Here is a 19,311-nt window from a genome sequence, read left to right as displayed (position 1 = left end):
CCCTAAAAAGGTGGAGCTGTTATTTGATATAAGCTCTTGGCATATCGCTTTCACTGGTATAGCGATCTCGCAAAGCATCCTGCCTAGATTTAGTGGAAACTTGCTTACCATTAATCCACATAGTGTCGACCTGAGTACTGATTTCAAATGGATCGTTACTCCACAATACTAAGTCGGCATCTTTGCCTACGCTAATACGACCGCTATTAAGCTTAAAGACATCGGCAACATTTGCGCTAACGGCCGCTAATGCTGAACTATGCTCTAAGCCATTTGCAACAGCAACACCGGCATCAAAACGTAATTGATTAATATTATGACTTTCACCACTGGTGGCAATAATCACCTTAACACCTGCTTTTTCTAGTTCAGCAGCCGTTGTTAGCGAGCCATGCAAAGAATCAAAGCTATTTGGTAAGTTATCAATAGTGCTAATCATCACAGGAACGTTAGCTTTAGCAATATCCTGACTTACTAATAACGCATCTCTAGCGCCTACTAGCACAAGGTCAAGTTGGTAACGCGCTTTTAACTTAAGTAAGGCTAAAATATCTGTTGCTCTGTCCACTTTAGCAAGTAGTGGTTTTTCACCGGCAAGTAATGCATTAACAACAACTTCCGATCGCTTAGGCTCTTTTTTGCTCTTCTTTTTACTGTCCTTAGCCGTTAATTTTTTGTCGGCATCTTCAAGAGTGTTAGCAAGCTTTTGTAAGGTTAATGCTCTAGAGCCTTTTGCTTTAGCGCCTAGCTCAACAATAACGCCATTATTACTAGCAATGACGCTATCAAAATCACCTGATAAATTAACCGCAAAGCTTTGCCCTTTAAACAGAGAATCGCCTCCTTTAGGCATGACAATGTTAGTGGTAATTCCACCTTTGCGCGTATAAGGAATAAGGCTGGACATAGGGTTAAAGGCTAAACTGGCATCAAAGGTAATATCAGCCTTTTTTGCCGCACCATCACGGCTATTAGCAACCGCGCCAACTTCAACTAACCCCAATAAATTATTTGAAGCGATAAAGCCTGGCGTTAACACTTTCCCTTTGGCATCAATGGTTTTATCTACAGATAATTGTTCAGGCAGTTCATCATTAGCATAAACCGCGGTAATTTTACCCTCATCAAATACCACAGTAGCATTCGATAAAATACCTTTGCTGGCAAGTGTATAAACTTCAGCATTGGTAATAGCGACAGATTCAGCCAAGGCATTGGCAGAAAAACATGCTAAAGCGAGTAAGCTAAACTGTGATAATTTTTTTGTCGCCTTGGCTGCGCCCACTAAGTTAGTCAGTGATTTATTATTGTTCATGATTATTTACCTGCCTTAGTTTGGCCTAACAAAAAGTCACTTTGCGCTTGATACTTGTCATCAAACTTATCAAATACCTTAGCACCATCGATATAAACTTGCTCTGCATGAGCATAAACACTAAATGGGTTACTGCTCCAAACAACAATATCGGCTTGTTTACCTTGCGCTATACTGCCAACTGAGTCATTAATACCTAAAGATTTAGCGGCATTGTAGGTTATCCACTTAATGGCATCTTCTTCTTTTAAATCAAAACCGTTTTCATTGGCGCGGTACATCACCTTGGCCGCTTCTTGATTTAAGCGCTGAATGGTAATAGCAGAATCTGAATGTACTACCGCACATGAGTTTTTCACGGCATCAACAATAGCAACATTTTCTTCAACCATATCGTAAGCTTCCATTTTAAAGCCCCACCAATCTGGCCACATCGCAGCACAGTTGCCGTTCTCTGCAAGTAAGTCCGCAATTTTGTATGCTTCAACACCGTGATGGAAGGTACCAGCGTGATAATTAAACTCTTTACTTAAGTCAATCATCACCGCCATTTCTTCTGCTTTATAACAGTGGTTATGGATTAATATTTCGCCCTCTAAAACCCCCATTAGCGTATCGAGTTCTAAATCACGTTTTGGTGCTTGAGGATTTTTACCAGCAGCATAATCTTTTTCATACTTTTCCCAAGCACGTTTATATTCGGTTGCAGCTAACCAAGCACTACGATAGCCAGCAACATTACCCATACGTGTTGACGGCAGCACTTTACGACTACCATAAACACGTTTTGGATTTTCACCACAGGCCATTTTTAAACCGTAAGGCGCATCTGCAAATTTCATCCCTTGCATGGTATGGCTTGGCACATTTCGTAGCGTTACACCACGACCACCAAATAAGTTTGCTGAGCCAGGTAATATTTGTAAGCTGGTAATACCGCCAGCTCGCGCGGTTTGAAAACCTGGATCTTGCGGCCAAATACTGTGCTCTGCCCAAACTTCAGAAGTATTTGGTGCCGTCATTTCATTGCCATCAGAGTGCGACTCTACTTTAGGGCTTGGATAAACCCCCAAATGTGAGTGCACATCAATAATCCCCGGAGTAAGCCACTTGCCTTGTAAATCAATTACAGTAACACCCTGCTCATTAAGATCTTGGCCTACTTTTGACACTTTACCATCGCGCACTAAAACATCAGTATCATTAAGGCGTTCGCCTGTGCCCGTTAATACTGTCGCATTAGTAAATAAAGTATCTTGATGAGCCAATGCCTTATAAGTGCTCGGGTACGGGTTTTTATTAATCGTGACTTTGGCGTCTTGTTTCTCTTGCGGTAAACAAGCAGTTAACGATAAAGAAATAACGCTAACCGACAGTAGGCTTTTGCGAAAACGCAGCCCAGATAGGTTTATTGACATATGGCTTCCTTTGGAATTACTTAAGCGAGTTATGATTATAATTAACCTCAGCTTCACATAAACTATGCGTTTCTAGCAGTTATTTTTACTGACTTCTGGGTTACTTTGAAGTGAAATAGCTGACTATTCCTACTTCAAAAAGCCTTGAACTCAGACAAAAATACCTAGCTAAAAATCAAAAATAGCCATAAATCATTATTGTGCTTGAGTTTTGCACTATTTCTTATGTAAACCTGAGGTTAGGTAGATATTTTTTAGCTTATTATGAAAAAGTCATAACAACAAGCGCTAGGCGATAAAATACCCCTAGCGTGAGATTAGCGGTGGTAACAACTAGTTAACACAGATATTAGGAGGAATATTTTTCAACGCATAAACTATCAGCAACCACAACTTTGTTACGGCCTGATTTTTTTGCCTGATATAAAGACTTATCGGCATGGGCAATAAAGGTTTCCGCATTGATAAACTGCTCAGCATGCCACTGACTTACGCCAATACTTACCGTTAAGGAAACTTGATTACCATCCACCTCAATTTCCAACTCAGCAATACTTTTACGTAACCGTTCAGCAAATTGTTTCGCACTATCTAGCGAGGTATTTGGCATAACAATAACAAACTCTTCACCACCTATACGAGCTACCACATCCGTGTTTCTTACCGCTTGTTTGCAGGTGCGATAAAACATAATAAGCACTTCATCGCCAACAACATGGCCATAGGTATCATTAATTTGCTTAAAATGATCTATATCTAGCACCATAATTGAAAGCGGCCTGCCATGCTCATTAACATTGGTTATTTCTCTGCCTAGTACGTCATTAAAGTGATGCCTGTTAACCGCACCAGTTAAGGCATCCGTTAGGGCAAGTTGTTGGAAATGGTCTTGCTGAGATTTTCGGTACTGAATTTCTTTTTGTTGATCGCTCACCCGAGCCTTGTAGATATCAGCCTGCATTAACTTACGACGTAGCTTCTCGTAAGCCTTTTGCATCGCCGCTATTTCATCATTAGAAATAATATGCGTAAACTGAATATGAGTCTGCCCTGCTGACATATCATTTAATGCATAAGTTAACTTTCTCACAGGGCTGATAATGGAGTAATTAAGTACTAACGCAAATAACGTAGATAAAACAAAAAAGCTCACTAAAGCGACAAGCACCCAAATATAAGTCGTTTCAATACTATCGGCTTCCTGTTGCACTTTTTTGTTAAAATCAGCAATCAATTGCTCTGTGACTAACTTGATATTATCAATTTCGTTTGACATCACAATGAACCACTGATTACTACGTTCATCGCTCGCATAAGAGTGCACTACATTTTGATAAAAGTGATCAACTAATTGTTGTTGTGTTTGTTCATTACAATAATCAATACAGATCTGCTTTTGCTCTTCACTGGCTGAATAGCTAAAGTCTCTTAAGGCGTTAAGTTGCTTACCAACAAGCATGCTAATGGCTGAATTATCATAAATACTGCGGTAATCTTCTTGTAGAAGATCCATGCCTGTAGCCCTAATTTGCCCCATATACTCTTTAAACAGCAAAATGGCATTAATGGCTGAAATATCATTAACTAACTGCGAACCCGCATCAACCCGAATAAGACTTTCAGAAATTGATAACAGCTGGGATATTAAACGGGTATAAACAAAGTTACTTTCTTGAACAGAAACCACGCCCTTATCCAGTAATAATCGGTGCTCATGTAAGGTTTTAATTGCTTCACGGGCATTTTGTGCATACTGGCTAATACTTTGTTTTACTTTGTCATCAACATGTAAGTCCATAAGTAATAAAAACTTAGCCAGTTTTGCGTCGGTAATTATTCGCCGCTTTGCTAATCGCTCAGAGAATTCTTGATAATTTGAACTAGCATAACCACTCGATAGACCACGCTCTGACTGCAATGAATGACTAGTAGTGTTTACTTGCGCAACAACCGTATTTAAGCCGTACAATAAAGAAACATTTTGATAACGCAGATAACTGTCTTTAAGTAACACAAAACACAGTACTAACAGTACAATAACCGGAGATAAAGTGGTTAAAAATACCCGCTGACTAATAGAAATATATTGCGCTAACTTTTTCGAGAAAAAGCGTAAAAATGGATGCTTGCTCTTTTTGTACTCTTGATACTCAAGAATCTTATTGTAGCTATGCAGCGCAGGAACAAAGTCTAGGTCTTCTTGTAATATATGTTCTAACAACCAACGTTGTAGATAGTCGGTAATTTCATTGCTGATTTCATCTGAGTTTTGCGATAGCCATTGTTGCTTCAAGACAGCGATTTTTTCAACAAAGGCAAGGTGGCTACGTCTATGAGCCTCTATCTCTTTATAGCCAATTTTTTCTAGTAGCGCTTCTTCCTTAGTAAAATGTTGAATTACATAATGTTCTAATTCAGAAAACGTTTCCTCAACCACCGAAAGAGAAGCCTGAGTATTTTTACTATCAACCAGTTTTGCAAGGACAGAGATTATCTTTTTATGATCCTCATCGATGGCATCTACGCCAACACTCATCCCTTCATTCCAAACTAACTTCGTCATCTACACTGCTACAAATTACATTCGTGATTACACAACTTTATCTTTTGCTCTTACTCTATAGGGGAGTCTTCAACTAAATAGAGAGCCTTCAACTAAATAGAGAGTCTTCAACTAAATAAAAAGCCTTCAACTAAATAAAAAGCCTTCAACTAAATAAAAAGCCTTCAACTAAATAAAAAGCCTTTAACTACATTAACGCCTGTAAGTTAGAAGATAAAGTCATAAATTATCAGGCAACATTATAAAATACTGGTGAATAAAACAACTATCAGGGCGCGCTTTTACGAGCAAAGACCGATGAGATCAAAGCATTGAGTTTTTTATATCGAAAACTGAGTAAAATTAAGGTAATGGCGAAATAAAAAATAGGTGATGTCAGCTCTGATTTAACCGACCAATAAAAATGCACGGCAACTAAAATGGCAATAAGATAAATGACATTATGTAGCGCTTGCCAACGTTTTCCCATCCGGCGTTTAATGCGCGAAATTGAGGTGACGGCTAAGGCGGTTAAAGCAATAAAAGCCAACATGCCTATAGTGATATAAGGACGCTTCACCACCTCTGCAAAAAATAGCGCTAAATCCAACTGCAGATCAAAAAGCATAAAGTTTAAAACATGTAATAAGCCATAAAAAAAGCTGTATAAGCCTAACAAGCGCTTAACCTGCATTAAGTACCCTTGCTTAAATCGCTTAGCTACTGGTGTTACCGCTAAGGTGATTAACAGTAAATTAAAAGCGCCTATGCCAGTAAAATGTATTAACCGCTGAACAACATCACCTGATATTTGTGCGGTAAAGGCAAGGTAATATATTTGCACCACAGGCAACAAGGCTAATATATGAATAATCACCTTTAACCCTGTTACTTTAGCGCTACTAGAAAGTTTGTTACTAGGCGCGGCTTTGCTTAATTTCACTATGGTCATATCGCTACACTAATAAAACTGACTTAAATTCATCTTTTGATACATATCAGCGACCTGCTCGCCATAGCCATTAAAAGGCAAAGTATCTATGCGCTTAGCGGCAAATAAACCTGCGCCAGTAATGCGACGCTCACTTGCTTGACTCCACCTTGGGTGGTCGTGATTCGGATTGACATTGGCATAAAAGCCATATTCTTGAGGGGCTAAATCATTCCATGTTGTTGCCGGTTGATGCTCAACAAAGCGAATACCAACAATAGATTTAATGCTTTTAAAGCCATATTTCCATGGCACAACTAAACGAATTGGCGCGCCATTTTGCGGCGGCAGCGTTTTTCCATATAAGCCAACACTCATAAGCGTTAATGGATTGCTTGCTTCATCAAGCCTTAAGCCTTCTTTATAAGGGTAGCTAATTCCGCCACCTAAACGCCTATTGGTTTGTCCTGGCATTTGCTCAGGATCATACAAGGTTTCAAAAGCGACATACTTTGCCTTTGACGTTGGCTTTGCTTTGGCAATTAATTTCGCCAAAGGGAAACCTAACCAAGGAATGACCATTGACCATGCTTCAACACAACGTAAGCGATAAATACGCTCCTCAATGGCAAACATTGAAAATAAATCATCGTAATCTAAGGTAATGGGATTTTCGCACTCACCTGTGACCTTTAACTGCCAAGGGTTTACTTTAAATGATTGTGATAACTGCGCTGGCTGCTCTTTCTTTGCGCCAAATTCATAAAAGTTATTATGAGAAATAACTTTTGCTTCATCGGTTAAAATAAGTGAGCTATTTTGACTATCCGCTTTGTACTTTAAAGGCGTGGTTTTAAACTGAGACTGCTTTTCATCACTAAACCAACTGGCATAACTTTGATTGCTGGCACTGGCTAATAAAGCCCCAGCCCCTAAAAAGCCAAACTGTTTTAATAATTGACGACGCTGAAGATATACCTCTTCATCGGTAACGTGTGATTCTTTGATATCACTGCGACGTGTAAGCTTAATAAGCATAGATGTGCCTAATAAAATAATGATAGATTAATTCATTAGACACGAAGTGCTGAGAAAAAATTTCTCAAATAGTGGAATTTAGGCGGCTTTTGTTAATTGCTGCAAATGAGCAACCACATCACTTGACTCATAAAGCCATTGCACCTTGCCGTCTTCATGTTCAATACGTAAACAAGGTACAGTACGCTTACCACCTTCGCGGATTAATTCTTCGCGAAAATCATTGTTGCCATTAATATTACGCAGTTCAATTTTTAAACCTTCACGCTTCATGGCACGGCGCACTTTAACGCAAAATGGGCAACTTGGTAGTTGATATAAGCTCAGGTTTTGCGTTTTCTCATCCAACGTTGCTTGCTCTTGAGCAGGACGCTTTGGTGATCTAGGTGAAAAGATAAAATTAAGTAATAATATCAAACGACCAATGGGCCAACGAATAATAGACATCAACATAGTTATAACTCTACTCAAATAAAAACCGCGCGATTTTAGCATAAAGTCGCGCGGGTGTATAAAAATAATATTCGGCTAAATCCAGTGCTAACAACTCAGTGCTAAAAACTTAATGTTAAAAATGCTTTAGCGCTACCACATTAAATCATCAGGTATTTGGTAATCAGCATACGGATCATCTTCATCTACTGCTTCATCAGTCACTTTATCGTTTTGTACTAACACGACTTTAGCATCTAACTCAGCAAGTTTTGCCGCGGTTTCTGAGGTAACAATATAAGTCACATCATTTAAGCCACATAACGCAAGGCGACCATTTACCAAGGCTTGGTAGGTTTTATCATCCAATGCTAATTTTTTAATTTTATTATCAAAGGTGTAGTTATACTCCTGCTCGCCAGCAACATCACTAAGGTGATGGTGCTCAAGAATTTGTTTAATACGTAAACTTTGCTCTTTAGCTGCAAGTTGCTTTTTCTTTTCATCATTTAAGGCATTATCTTTAGCAAGCTTTTCTGCCTTACTTTGTTCAAGCTCTTGCTTAACCTTTTCTTGCAATGTCGCGTCATGGGCGACACCACTGCGTTTTTGTTTATTTTTCTTGCGTTTATCTGTATTTGCTTGACGTGCTTTTTGCTTGGTTGTTAACCCCGCTTTAAGCAACTGTTCTTGAAGAGATGCCATAAAAAAGACCTTAAATAACTAAATGAGCGTATTTTAACGTTAATAGTAAAGGATACAAGCCTACAATCCTATCTATCAATCTAGCAAAGCTGATACTCTGTCAGACAATAGTTCAAAGGTTGCTTGTCGCTGACTACTTGCTCGCCAAAGCATGCCTATATCTCGATAAACTTCCCCTTCCATAGGTTGAATAGAAAGCCCCTGCCCCATTCCTATACCTTTTTTAACCGCCATACTAGGTAAAAACGTAATACCTTGATGAAATGCCGTCATTTGTACTAAGGTTGCTAAGCTTGACGCAGAGAAGGAATTAATACGGCTAACATCTTTTAATTGGCAGGCTGAAATTGCATGCTCAGTTAAGCAATGCTCTTGATTAAGTAAAAAGACACTTTGCTCTGGTAAAGTAACGTAATCATAGCTTTTCAAAAAACTATCCACTTTATCGCTAGCGCCAGCAATAAAAAATGCGTCTTGACCAAGTACTTTTTCGACAAAGCCATGATTAGCTATAGGTAAAGCAAGAATTGCCGTATCAATATCACCTTGAGATAACTGCACTAGTAAGTTTTCCGTGGTGTCTTCACGTAAATACAGCTTAAGATCAGGTAAATGCTGTTGACACTCATGGACTAAATCAGTCAATAAATACGGTGCTATGGTTGGAATACAGCCAATACGAATACTGCCTGAATGCGGGCAACTTTGCTGTTTCGCATAATCAACTAACTCATTGGCACTAAGTAATAGTTGCTGCGCCATGGCGACAATACGCTTACCTTGAGAGGTGAAAACAAAGCTTTTGTGTTCTCTTTCAATTAATTGACACGCCAGTTGCTCTTCTAGCTTAGCAATCGCACTACTGAGCGTTGATTGGCTAACAAAACAGGCCTTAGCGGCATGATTAAAATGCTGGTGTTTATCCAGAGCCACAAGATATTGCAGGTGTTTAAGGTTAGGTAGCCTACTATGAGTAAGCGATACAGCACTATCCATAGGTACTCTATTAGTAAATAACAAGTTGGCGCTTATAGTAGCAAAGCCAGTACAATTCACCAAAAGTTCTCTTTCTTTCTGCATTTAGATACGTTATGGTGATTATGCTCAAATTATATATAGCTAGGTGGTTACTTAAGAGCAATGACCAAACTATATGCATAATAATATTAATAAATAGGAAAGAAGTATGTCTCAAGCAACCGCACGTCATCTATTAGTTGATACCGAGGAAGAGTGTTTAGCGATTAAAGCTGAAATTGAAGCAGGTAAAGATTTTGCTGAAGCGGCTAAAGATCACTCAACTTGCCCTTCAAATGCTCAAGGTGGTGACTTAGGTAGCTTTGGTCCAGGACAAATGGTGCCAGAGTTTGACAAAGTAGTATTTTCAGCGCCATTAAATGAGGTACAGGGACCTGTACAAACTCAATTTGGCTACCACTTATTGGAAGTAACCTCTCGTAGCTAATCTTAGCTAATCCATTCAAAAACAAAAAAGCCACAACCTAGGTTGTGGCTTTTTTATGCGAGAAATTTAGTAACTTGCTTAAGTTTGCCTAAGCAAACATGCCTTTCATCATCCAGAAGAAGATAATTGATAAGCCAGCACCTACAGGTAAGGTAATTACCCAAGATACAACAATGTTACGAACAACACCTAAGTTAATTGCCGCAATACCACGCGCCATACCAACACCTAATACAGCACCAACTAATGTTTGCGTGGTTGAGATTGGTAAACCAGCACCTGATGCAATAACTACGGTACAAGCAGCAGCAAGCTCAGCGGCAAAACCACGACTTGGCGTTAAATGGGTAATGCCTTTACCTATGGTTGCGATAACTTTATGACCAAAAATAGCCAGACCAGCAACAATACCAAAACCACCTAAAGGTAGAATCCACCAAGCTAATGGTGATTTAGCAACAATCTCACCTTCATTACCAACAATACTAACAACTGCAGCTAGTGGACCAATCGCATTAGCAACATCGTTTGAACCGTGAGCAAACGCCATACAACATGCCGTTACCACCATTAAAATAGCAAATACTTTCTCAACATTAACGTAGTGCGCTTCTTTAGCAACATTTTCGTCAAACTTAAGTTTAGCAATAAATACTTTACCAATAACGGCAACAATAACAGCAGTTAATATTGCGTATATGTAGGCTTCTGTACCATCAATATGTAGATTTAAGTGCTTTAAACCTTTTTTGATGGTCACTAAGGCTAAGACAAAACCTGCTAGGAACATATACAAAGGCACCCAGCGCTTAGCTTGCTCTAGCGGTTTTTCAGTATCAAAAATTAATTTTTGTGCACTATTAAAGATGACAAAAGCAATAACACCTGAGATAAGTGGTGTTATTATCCAACTACCTACGATACCACCTACTTTGCTCCAAGTAACGGCATCAACACTTACGCCCATTGCCGCAAAACCAACAATTGCACCAATAATTGAGTGTGTTGTCGATACCGGCCAACCTAACGCTGAAGCAATAAGTAACCAAGTCGCCGCAGCAAACAAGGCTGAAATCATACCAAAGACAAGTAATTCAGGGGTATCAACGAAATAACTAGCGTCTATAATACCCTTACGAATGGTTGACGTTACTTCACCACCGGCTAAATAAGCACCGGCAAATTCAAACACCATTGCAATAATAATCGCTTGCTTAATGGTTAGTGCTTTTGATCCTACTGAGGTGCCCATAGCATTGGCTACGTCATTTGCACCAATACCCCAAGCCATAAAGAAACCGACAACCGCAGCAATAATGACTAAGGTTGAACCATAGTTAAGTAAAATTTCCATCAGTTAAACCTTATTTTCGAGCTAAAAGAATTTCTAAACGTGCGCCAACACGCTCAGCTAAGTCAGCTAAGTCGCCAACCCAATCAATAATTTGATATAAGAAGATTACATCAACTGGATTTAAATCCTTTTCAATCGCTAATAAGTTTTTACGCAGGCTAATTTGTAGCGTGTCAGTGTCATCTTCAATTAAGTCTAATTGCTCAATCATCTTAGCCACTAACTCTACTTCACGTCCTTTAAAGCCTGTCTCTAGTAAGTCGTCTAATTCATTAATTGCTTCTGCCGCTTTTTCAGTCGCATCAATACAGCGCTGTAAATAAGCAGTAAATTCTGTTTGTAAGCTTTCTGGCACTTGCAATTGGCGACCTAGAACACGGCCAGCAATATCTTTTGCTTTATTAGCAATTTTATCTTGCTGAGTTAATAGCTCTAATAAATCAGCTCTATCAACTGGCATAAATAAACCGCCAGGTAACTCTAAGCGTAACTGACGCTTTAATGCATCGGCTTCTTGCTCATACTTTGACAATTTACGACGAATAGTTGCTGCTTCGTCCCAGTCTTGTTCAACACAAGCAGCAAAAAATGGGATAAGTTGTTTGCTACATTTAACCACTATTTGAATGTGATTTTCTAACGGTTTGATAGGTGATTTTGCAAAAACACCTAAGATTGTATTTCTGGCCATAATAATGTTTCCAGCTGAACGAACTCTCGTTATTGTTATTCGCCGCGGATAGTAACCCATTTAACGAACAAAGTTAAATGCTAATATTAGCTTAATTTGACAATAAAACAGGTGTTCTGAGGCGTAGGTAGAATTTTTTAGCTAGCACCACGATAAGGTACTAGCTAAAGAATTCATATATAAAGTCATTTACTTTATTAAGTCTTCTATAGCTTCTGCGGTAGTGTGCCTTACAACCTTACCTTTGACAAAGTAAATAATGTACTCACAAATGTTTTGACAGCGATCACCAATACGCTCTAACGCTCTAGCTGACCAAATAACTGTCATTACCTGCGGAATAGCGCGCGGGTCTTCCATCATATAAGTCATTAATTGACGCATTAAGGCTTCATATTCACGATTAATTTTATCATCCGTTTGATGAATTTTAATCGCCGCATCAATATCCATGCGTGTAAATGCATCTAACGTTTTTTGTAAAAACTCAATCACATGGCGACCTAAGTTATCTAAATTAACTAATAAGTCTTGTTGTGAAGAAGAAAAACTTTCTAACGCAACTTTTGCGATTTTTTCCGCTTCATCGCCAATACGCTCTAAATCCGCAATCGTTTTAACAATTGCCATAATTAAACGTAAATCACCTGCTGCTGGCTGCCTTTTCGCAATAATACGCGTACATTCATCATCAATACTCACTTCATAGGCATTGATTTGATAATCACCATTAAGCACTTCTTTAGCAAGTTCTTCATCGGCATTATGTACTGCTGATAAGGCATCGGTTAATTGCTTTTCAACTAAACCGCCCATATGCATAACATTATTGATAACGCGCTCTAAATCTTCGTTAAATTGACCTGAAATATGACGGCCTATATGTAAGTTATCCATTATAAATATCCTCTGCTTATCCGTATCGACCGGTAATGTAATCTTCAGTTTTCTTTTTACTCGGCGTAGTAAATAACGTATTGGTATCGCTATATTCTATCAAATCGCCCATGTACATAAAGGCTGTTTGATCTGATACACGAGCAGCCTGCTGCATATTATGAGTAACGATAACTACGGTAAATTGCTTTTTCAGATCATTGATTAGCTCTTCAATCGTTAATGTTGAAATTGGGTCAAGCGCAGAGGTTGGCTCATCAAGTAAAAGTACTTCTGGCTCAATAGCGACAGCGCGAGCAATAACCAAACGTTGCTGCTGACCACCCGATAGACCCAGGGCACTTTCGTGAAGTCTATCTTTCACTTCATTCCACAGCGCAGCACTACGTAATGACTTTTCTACCGCATCATCAAGTACGCGGCGATTGTTTTCGCCAGCGATACGTAAACCATAAACCACATTTTCATAAATCGTTTTTGGGAATGGGTTTGGTCTTTGAAATACCATACCCACTTTACGACGAAGCTCTGCCACATCAACATGCTTGTTATAGATGTTTTCGCCATGCAAATTGATTTCACCCGTGATATTACAACCATCAACCAAATCGTTCATGCGGTTAATACAGCGAAGTAAAGTAGACTTACCACAACCACTTGGTCCGATAAAAGCAGTTACCTGCCCTTTAGGGATTGACATAGTAATGTTTTGCAGCGCCTGCTTTTGGCCGTAGTATAGGTTTAAATCTTTAATATCTAAAGCAATTTGTTCACTAGAAAGTTGCTTTAAATCAACCTTGTTTTCATTGCCTGATAACGCCTTAGGGGTAACAGAAATCATAATTTACTCTTAATGTTTTAATTCTTTAATTCTTTAATTCTTTGTTCATCTACTCAAGCACACTGATTAGTGCTCAAGCATCTTGTATCTTTCACGCAGCTTGTTTCGAATTGATACTGCAGTCATATTGAGCGCAACAATAATAGTCACCAACAATAAGGCGGTTGCATATACTAATGGTCTTGCTGCTTCTACATTCGGGCTTTGGAAACCAACATCGTAAATATGGAAACCTAAGTGCATAAATTTGCGATCTAAATGTAAGAACGGGAAGTTACCATCAAGCGGTAAGTTAGGTGCCATTTTTACTACACCAACTAACATTAATGGCGCAACCTCACCAGCTGCACGAGCAATTGCTAAAATAATACCTGTCATAATCGCAGGACTAGCAATAGGTAAAATAATTCGCCATAAGGTTTCAGCCTTAGTCGCACCTAACGCTAAACTACCATGACGCATCGCTGAAGGAATACGGGCTAAACCTTCTTCAGTTGAAACAATCACAACTGGCAAGGTTAAGATAGCTAAGGTAATGGCAGACCATAATACCCCAGGTGTACCAAATGTTGGGCTTGGTAATGTTTCCGGGTAGAAGATTTGGTCTAACGAGCCACCTACCATATAGACAAAGAAACCTAAACCAAAAACACCGTAAACAATTGAAGGTACACCGGCTAGGTTGATAACCGCAATACGTAATAATCGAGTTAAGGCATTGTTGCCTGCATATTCATGTAAGTAAATTGCCGCAATCACACCAAATGGTGAAACAATTACCGTCATTAACAACACCATAAGCACAGTACCGAAAATAGCAGGGAAAACGCCGCCTTCAGTATTTGCTTCTCTTGGCTCATCAACAATAAAGCCCGCAATTTGTGCAAAGAATAATTGCACTTTTTCAACAAAACCAAGTTTGTTATTAAAGTGAACTTTTAAAATATGCTCAAAGTTAATGGTAACTAATTCACCGCCCATCGCTCTCATGACAATTTGATCACGCGATATTTCTTTACGCAGCGCCATTAAGTTCGCTTCTAACGCTTGATACTCAGCTTTTAAGGCATTCGTTTCTGCGTCAATTTCCTGCTGCACCGCTGCCGTTAATTCATTCTTTAGCTGATACTTTCTAGTTTTTAAGCGTAAGCTTTCTAGTTGATAGTTAATGGCTCCAATATCAACTTTTTGTAGCTCGTCAATTTGTACCTGAAATTCCTCTACTCGCTGTAAAAGCTCAGGTAGGCGGTCAACATTAACTTCCTTACCATCTAAAAATAACTGTTCAATAAAGCCATAGAAATTACCATTAGTTCTACGCTCTACCACAGCCAACTCTTCAGGTTTTGTGGTCTTTTTAATATCAGTACCCAGTAGCCAACGAAAGTCTAAGCTAACTAATTCACGGTTACCTGTTTTCACTAAGATACGTTCAACTGTTTCTTGCTCAGCAGGTATATTTAGCTCTAAGTGTTCCAATTGACTAACGGGTATTTGTTCTCTGTCATAAATTTCACCAATAACAACAGACGCTTTACCTTGACTGTCAACCATATCAAATTGATACAGCTCACTAGGCCAGAAGAATGATAAACCACGCGAAGCGATTAACCATAATAAGCCCACGACTGAGATTAAGCTAAGGCTAACACCACCGGCAGATAGCCATACCCAAGGAGAGCCTGATTTAAACCATGTTTTCATAAAAAACTCATTTACTCTAAAACGATAAAATTATTACGATATTTACTTTAAATTACAGCATTACATTGAGCTGTATTTCTCACGTAACCTTTGGCGAATAAATTCAGCTAAGGTGTTAAATACGAAAGTAAAAACAAATAAAACAAAGGCGGCTAAGAATAGTATTCTATAGTGCGAGCTACCAACCTCAGACTCTGGCATTTCAACAGCAATGTTTGCAGCAAGGGTTCTCATGCCTTGGAAAATACTCCAATCTAAAATAGGGGTGTTACCGGTTGCCATTAACACAATCATAGTTTCACCTACCGCACGACCTAAGCCCATCATAACCGCAGAGAAAATACCTGGACTTGCCGTAAGTAATACCACCTTAACTAAGGTTTGCCATTGCGTAGCACCTAATGCCAATGAACCACTGGTTAAATGACTTGGCACACTAAAGATAGCGTCTTCTGCCATAGAGAAAATGGTAGGAATCACTGCAAAGCCCATAGCAATACCAACAACTAAAGCGTTACGTTGGTCAAAGTTAATGCCTAAATCATTAGTGATGTATTGACGCATATCGCCGCCGAAAAATGCCACCTCAAATAACGGCGATAGAGCAAAAGCAGCATAAATAGCAAGTATCATCACAGGAATTAAAATTAAAGGTGCTAATGTTTCTGGGAGCTTTTCTTTAATTTCTCTTGGTAAATTGTGCCAAACAAACGCAGTTAATATGGTTGCTAGCGGCAAGAAAATAAAGAGTAAGAAAATCGCGGGTAAATATTTTTCCATTAACGGCGCTAACCAAAGACCCGCTAAGAAACCTAAAATAACGGTTGGTAATGCTTCCATTAATTCAATGGTTGGCTTTACTTTTTTACGCAATGTTGGCGTCATAAAATAAGCCGTATAAATTGCTGCCGTTAACGCGATTGGTACCGCAAATAACATGGCGTACAACGCTGCTTTAATCGTACCAAATGAGATAGGTACTAATGAAAATTTTGCTTCAAAATCATCTGAGCCAGAAGTAGATTGCCAAATATAATCTGGCTCTGGGTAGCCTTCATACCAAACTTCTTGCCAAAGAGCTTGCCAAGTTACCTCTGGGTGCTCGTTATGAACATCAAAAATAGTTAAGCTTTGGCCAGATGCTACTGAGTTATCTTGTGCTATAACAACTAAAGCATCAGCTCTTGGTGAAATAGCTAGCGCTTTTGGTTGTGTCGCAGCAATTTTTCCTTGCCATAAGTTTGCTTCACTGGTGGTAAAGAAAGCATTTAAATCACCAGATGCTGTCATGGTATAAAAGCTCTTACGATATTGCTCAGGGTAAATAGCAACTATCGCTTCGCTGCCAGCACTAAAGCTGCGCACATGCTTAAATTCACGTCCTTGCTCTGTTGATATTTCAAACCACTGGCTAATTTGACCTTGCGCATCAGCAAGTAACAGCGAGCTACCACCTGATAATAATGCCATGGTGGTTAATTCTGCATCATGCGCTGTCGTTGCGATAACTTGCGTTTTTAAATCAACACTGTACTCGTCATCTAAATGGTACACATATACCGTTGAGCCACTACGGATGAAAGCCATTGTTAAATCAGGTGTTATGGCAATATCGTCAACGCTAGGCGCATAAAGCTCGATTTGTTGAAATACAGTTTCATACTCATCATCAACCGAGAACTCATCTTCACTAATAAAAGTGGTTTTAATAAGACGATTATCTTGAGTAAAACCAACAAACACCGCTTTTTCTTCTGTCATAGCAAAGCTTAACTTTTTAAAGCCTTGCTCTTCTTCATCTAAAATAAGTGCTTCATTGCTGATGGGGTAATCAATTGCTGGAATAATTTCGCGCGTATTATTGCTATATTTAGCATTAAAACGTGGCGCAACTAAATAGCCTTGACCTTGCTCAGTAACAAGTAGCTTTTTATCTTGATCGCTTGAGGCAATCATAGCTACTTCATTCATTTGAGAAAGCTGCTCAGATAGCATTAATTTGCCTTGGCTAGCGCTATCAGTTTCTTTTATTTGATAAAATTCGATCAGTCCTTGGTCAGATATTTGGTAAGCCAACTCTTTTAATTCATCAACGCCAGTAGTTAACGGTGTTGACTCACTTTGCAGAGCAATGCTTGAAACCGGTTCAACCTCAGCCGATTCAAAGATAGGTTTAATAACGTACAAAAGGTACATAAAAATTAGAACTAAGGTAAAAAGTACACTAATACCACCTAAGGTGATTAGCCACTTAGCTAATGAATTTTTAAATCCTCTAGTACGAGTTGATAGTGAAACGCTTGTCACTCAGCTAGCCTCAATGATAATTAACAACGCGGCAATTATAAGACAGTTATATGACACTTTTGTGACAACCAGAGAAACCCGCCATCATTAGCGGGTAACTCTTTATTTTGAAAGGAATAATTTATAAATAAGCTTATGAATTAGTTTACCATAAGGAGGGAAAGCATTACTGGCGGTATTGAGTTTACCTTTTTTAAATATAGGTTTTGCTTTAGAGAAGGTTAAAAAGCCCTCATGACCATGATATTGCCCCATTCCTGATGGCCCTATACCACCAAAGGGTAAGTCATCTTGAGCTACGTGCATAGCAGCATCATTAATACACACACCGCCAGCATGCGTTTGCTCAAGCACTTTTCGCTGACTTTGTTCTTCATAACTACATAAATATAAAGCAAGTGGCCTTGGTCGAGCATTAACATAGGCTATGGCATCATCTAAGTCATCATAAGGGATTATAGGCAGAATCGGGCCAAATATTTCCTCCTGCATCAATAACATATCATCGCTGGTATCAGTTACTACAGCTAAAGGTAATTTGCCCTTATCTAAGCAAGTTTGCACACTATCTTTGCCTAAATATTCTACCTTAGCCCCCTTAGCAAGTGCATCCTCAATATAGTTTAGCAAGCGTTGCAGCTGAGCACTGTTTATAATGCTGGTATAATCTGGATTACCTGCAACCGATGGATACATACGCACAAAGCTTTTTGCCAGTGCTTGCGCTAACTCTGTTACCTTCTCTTTTGGACACAAAATATAATCAGGCGCAACACAGGTTTGCCCAGCATTAAGCGTTTTACCTAGTAAAAACCGTGATACCGCCGTTTTGATATCAAAATCAGGTGCGATAACTGTAGGCGACTTACCACCAAGCTCTAAGGTGACTGGAGTTAAGCTTTTAGCAGCACAAGCCATGACCTTTTTACCTATATTTGTTGAGCCAGTAAAAAGTAAGTGATCAAATGCTTGCTCAGAAAAATAACCCGCAACACTAGCACCGCCAGTTACCACAGCAACTTCATCATCCAAGAAAACCTCAGACAGTAACTGCTTAATGACCTCGTTAGTGTTTGCTGTAAATTCTGACATCTTGATCATAGCCGTATTTCCCGCTGCAATGGCTGTTGTTAACGGCCCAAGTGATAAAAACACCGGATAGTTCCACGGCGTAATAATGCCAACAACACCTAATGGTTGGTACATAACTGAAGCAGATGCAGGCTGAAACAAAATACCAACATGACGTTTAGCTGGTTTAAGCCATTTGGCTAAATGCTTAATGGTATAGTTAATGCCCATAACCGTTGGCATAATGTCAGCCATTTTACTCTCATCAAAACTGCGATTACCAAAGTCCTGAGATAATGCCTGACAGAGTTGCTCTTGATTAGCCAGTATCGCAGCTTTTAACTTTTTTAGTGCCGCTAAGCGTGTTTCTAATGCTGGGTATGGATTTGCGCAAAAATGTTGCTTTTGCTTGGCAAACACTTGCGTTAGTCTAGCTATTTGCTCGCTATCATGTTGTTGTGAATAAGTATTATCGGCCATATTAACTCGCTAGGGTTGAGAAAGCTGCTGTGATTGTATATCGTTATTTGGCAAATTTTCGTTTAATGAACAATCTGCTCCGATGAGCTATAAAAGCATAATATTTAACAGATGGCGACT

At 39.1% G+C, this 19,311-nt stretch carries 16 protein-coding genes; 1 reads left to right on the top strand and 15 read right to left on the bottom strand.

From position 1 onward, the window contains the following. Positions 1 to 19 precede the first annotated feature (19 nt). The 8 genes from EMK97_RS18065 to EMK97_RS18030 form a co-directional block, all read right to left on the bottom strand. Complete coding sequence (locus tag EMK97_RS18065; protein ID WP_130604166.1) at positions 20 to 1,315, bottom strand: amidohydrolase family protein; 1,296 nt, start codon at positions 1,313 to 1,315, stop codon at positions 20 to 22. Positions 1,316 to 1,317: 2 nt separating this feature from the next. Further along, on the bottom strand, positions 1,318 to 2,733 hold the full coding sequence (locus EMK97_RS18060; protein ID WP_130604165.1) for an amidohydrolase: 1,416 nt from the start codon (positions 2,731 to 2,733) through the stop codon (positions 1,318 to 1,320). 349 nt (positions 2,734 to 3,082) lie between these two features. Then, the gene (locus EMK97_RS18055; protein ID WP_130604164.1) at positions 3,083 to 5,296 is read right to left on the bottom strand and encodes a bacteriohemerythrin; all 2,214 of its coding nucleotides are present in this window, start codon (positions 5,294 to 5,296) and stop codon (positions 3,083 to 3,085) included. Between the two features lie 268 nt (positions 5,297 to 5,564). Beyond that, positions 5,565 to 6,227, bottom strand: coding sequence for a protein-methionine-sulfoxide reductase heme-binding subunit MsrQ (gene msrQ, locus EMK97_RS18050; protein WP_130604163.1), 663 nt, complete (start codon positions 6,225 to 6,227; stop codon positions 5,565 to 5,567). Between the two features lie 9 nt (positions 6,228 to 6,236). Next, positions 6,237 to 7,244, bottom strand: coding sequence for a protein-methionine-sulfoxide reductase catalytic subunit MsrP (gene msrP / locus EMK97_RS18045; protein ID WP_130604162.1), 1,008 nt, complete (start codon positions 7,242 to 7,244; stop codon positions 6,237 to 6,239). Positions 7,245 to 7,322: 78 nt separating this feature from the next. Further along, the gene (locus EMK97_RS18040; protein ID WP_130604538.1) at positions 7,323 to 7,691 is read right to left on the bottom strand and encodes a glutaredoxin family protein; all 369 of its coding nucleotides are present in this window, start codon (positions 7,689 to 7,691) and stop codon (positions 7,323 to 7,325) included. Positions 7,692 to 7,829: 138 nt separating this feature from the next. Continuing rightward, positions 7,830 to 8,381: a DUF2058 domain-containing protein gene (locus EMK97_RS18035; protein WP_130604161.1), complete on the bottom strand. Its 552-nt coding sequence runs from the start codon at positions 8,379 to 8,381 to the stop codon at positions 7,830 to 7,832. Positions 8,382 to 8,456: 75 nt separating this feature from the next. Then, on the bottom strand, positions 8,457 to 9,461 hold the full coding sequence (locus EMK97_RS18030) for a hydrogen peroxide-inducible genes activator (protein ID WP_281274939.1): 1,005 nt from the start codon (positions 9,459 to 9,461) through the stop codon (positions 8,457 to 8,459). 106 nt (positions 9,462 to 9,567) lie between these two features. Here EMK97_RS18030 and EMK97_RS18025 point away from each other — a divergent pair, with 106 nt between their 5' ends. Beyond that, positions 9,568 to 9,846 (top strand): peptidylprolyl isomerase, encoded by a 279-nt coding sequence (locus EMK97_RS18025; protein ID WP_130604160.1) that lies wholly within the window; start codon positions 9,568 to 9,570, stop codon positions 9,844 to 9,846. An 88-nt stretch (positions 9,847 to 9,934) separates the two neighbouring features. On the opposite strand, the gene EMK97_RS18020 is transcribed toward EMK97_RS18025, so the two are convergent. The 7 genes from EMK97_RS18020 to EMK97_RS17990 form a co-directional block, all read right to left on the bottom strand. Continuing rightward, positions 9,935 to 11,200, bottom strand: coding sequence for an inorganic phosphate transporter (locus EMK97_RS18020; protein WP_130604159.1), 1,266 nt, complete (start codon positions 11,198 to 11,200; stop codon positions 9,935 to 9,937). A 10-nt stretch (positions 11,201 to 11,210) separates the two neighbouring features. Next, the gene (locus EMK97_RS18015) at positions 11,211 to 11,891 is read right to left on the bottom strand and encodes a TIGR00153 family protein (RefSeq protein WP_130604158.1); all 681 of its coding nucleotides are present in this window, start codon (positions 11,889 to 11,891) and stop codon (positions 11,211 to 11,213) included. Positions 11,892 to 12,080: 189 nt separating this feature from the next. Beyond that, complete coding sequence (gene phoU, locus EMK97_RS18010) at positions 12,081 to 12,788, bottom strand: phosphate signaling complex protein PhoU (RefSeq protein WP_130604157.1); 708 nt, start codon at positions 12,786 to 12,788, stop codon at positions 12,081 to 12,083. 16 nt (positions 12,789 to 12,804) lie between these two features. Further along, positions 12,805 to 13,629: a phosphate ABC transporter ATP-binding protein PstB gene (gene pstB, locus EMK97_RS18005; protein ID WP_130604156.1), complete on the bottom strand. Its 825-nt coding sequence runs from the start codon at positions 13,627 to 13,629 to the stop codon at positions 12,805 to 12,807. Between the two features lie 66 nt (positions 13,630 to 13,695). Beyond that, positions 13,696 to 15,333, bottom strand: a complete 1,638-nt coding sequence (gene pstA, locus EMK97_RS18000) for a phosphate ABC transporter permease PstA (RefSeq protein WP_130604155.1) — start codon at positions 15,331 to 15,333, stop codon at positions 13,696 to 13,698. 60 nt (positions 15,334 to 15,393) lie between these two features. Next, positions 15,394 to 17,529: an ABC transporter permease subunit gene (locus EMK97_RS17995; RefSeq protein ID WP_246028958.1), complete on the bottom strand. Its 2,136-nt coding sequence runs from the start codon at positions 17,527 to 17,529 to the stop codon at positions 15,394 to 15,396. Positions 17,530 to 17,742: 213 nt separating this feature from the next. Beyond that, entirely contained in the window at positions 17,743 to 19,191 is a 1,449-nt protein-coding gene (locus EMK97_RS17990) for a coniferyl aldehyde dehydrogenase (RefSeq protein WP_130604153.1), read from the bottom strand. Positions 19,192 to 19,311: the final 120 nt, after the last annotated feature.

This window comes from Litorilituus sediminis (genome assembly GCF_004295665.1).
GTDB lineage: Bacteria > Pseudomonadota > Gammaproteobacteria > Enterobacterales > Alteromonadaceae > Colwellia > Colwellia sediminis.
This window is presented reverse-complemented; position numbering and strand designations above follow the sequence as displayed.

Coding starts and splice junctions, on each gene's coding strand:
- EMK97_RS18030 (WP_281274939.1), bottom strand. CDS start 9,461: ATGCAGAAAGAAAGAGAACTTTTGGTGAATTGTACTGGCTTTGCTACT.
- EMK97_RS18055 (WP_130604164.1), bottom strand. CDS start 5,296: ATGACGAAGTTAGTTTGGAATGAAGGGATGAGTGTTGGCGTAGATGCC.
- EMK97_RS18065 (WP_130604166.1), bottom strand. CDS start 1,315: ATGAACAATAATAAATCACTGACTAACTTAGTGGGCGCAGCCAAGGCG.
- EMK97_RS17990 (WP_130604153.1), bottom strand. CDS start 19,191: ATGGCCGATAATACTTATTCACAACAACATGATAGCGAGCAAATAGCT.
- EMK97_RS18025 (WP_130604160.1), top strand. CDS start 9,568: ATGTCTCAAGCAACCGCACGTCATCTATTAGTTGATACCGAGGAAGAG.
- EMK97_RS18015 (WP_130604158.1), bottom strand. CDS start 11,891: ATGGCCAGAAATACAATCTTAGGTGTTTTTGCAAAATCACCTATCAAA.
- phoU (WP_130604157.1), bottom strand. CDS start 12,788: ATGGATAACTTACATATAGGCCGTCATATTTCAGGTCAATTTAACGAA.
- msrP (WP_130604162.1), bottom strand. CDS start 7,244: ATGCTTATTAAGCTTACACGTCGCAGTGATATCAAAGAATCACACGTT.
- EMK97_RS17995 (WP_246028958.1), bottom strand. CDS start 17,529: ATGTACCTTTTGTACGTTATTAAACCTATCTTTGAATCGGCTGAGGTT.
- msrQ (WP_130604163.1), bottom strand. CDS start 6,227: ATGACCATAGTGAAATTAAGCAAAGCCGCGCCTAGTAACAAACTTTCT.
- pstB (WP_130604156.1), bottom strand. CDS start 13,629: ATGATTTCTGTTACCCCTAAGGCGTTATCAGGCAATGAAAACAAGGTT.
- pstA (WP_130604155.1), bottom strand. CDS start 15,333: ATGAAAACATGGTTTAAATCAGGCTCTCCTTGGGTATGGCTATCTGCC.
- EMK97_RS18040 (WP_130604538.1), bottom strand. CDS start 7,691: ATGTCTATTATTCGTTGGCCCATTGGTCGTTTGATATTATTACTTAAT.
- EMK97_RS18020 (WP_130604159.1), bottom strand. CDS start 11,200: ATGGAAATTTTACTTAACTATGGTTCAACCTTAGTCATTATTGCTGCG.
- EMK97_RS18060 (WP_130604165.1), bottom strand. CDS start 2,733: ATGTCAATAAACCTATCTGGGCTGCGTTTTCGCAAAAGCCTACTGTCG.
- EMK97_RS18035 (WP_130604161.1), bottom strand. CDS start 8,381: ATGGCATCTCTTCAAGAACAGTTGCTTAAAGCGGGGTTAACAACCAAG.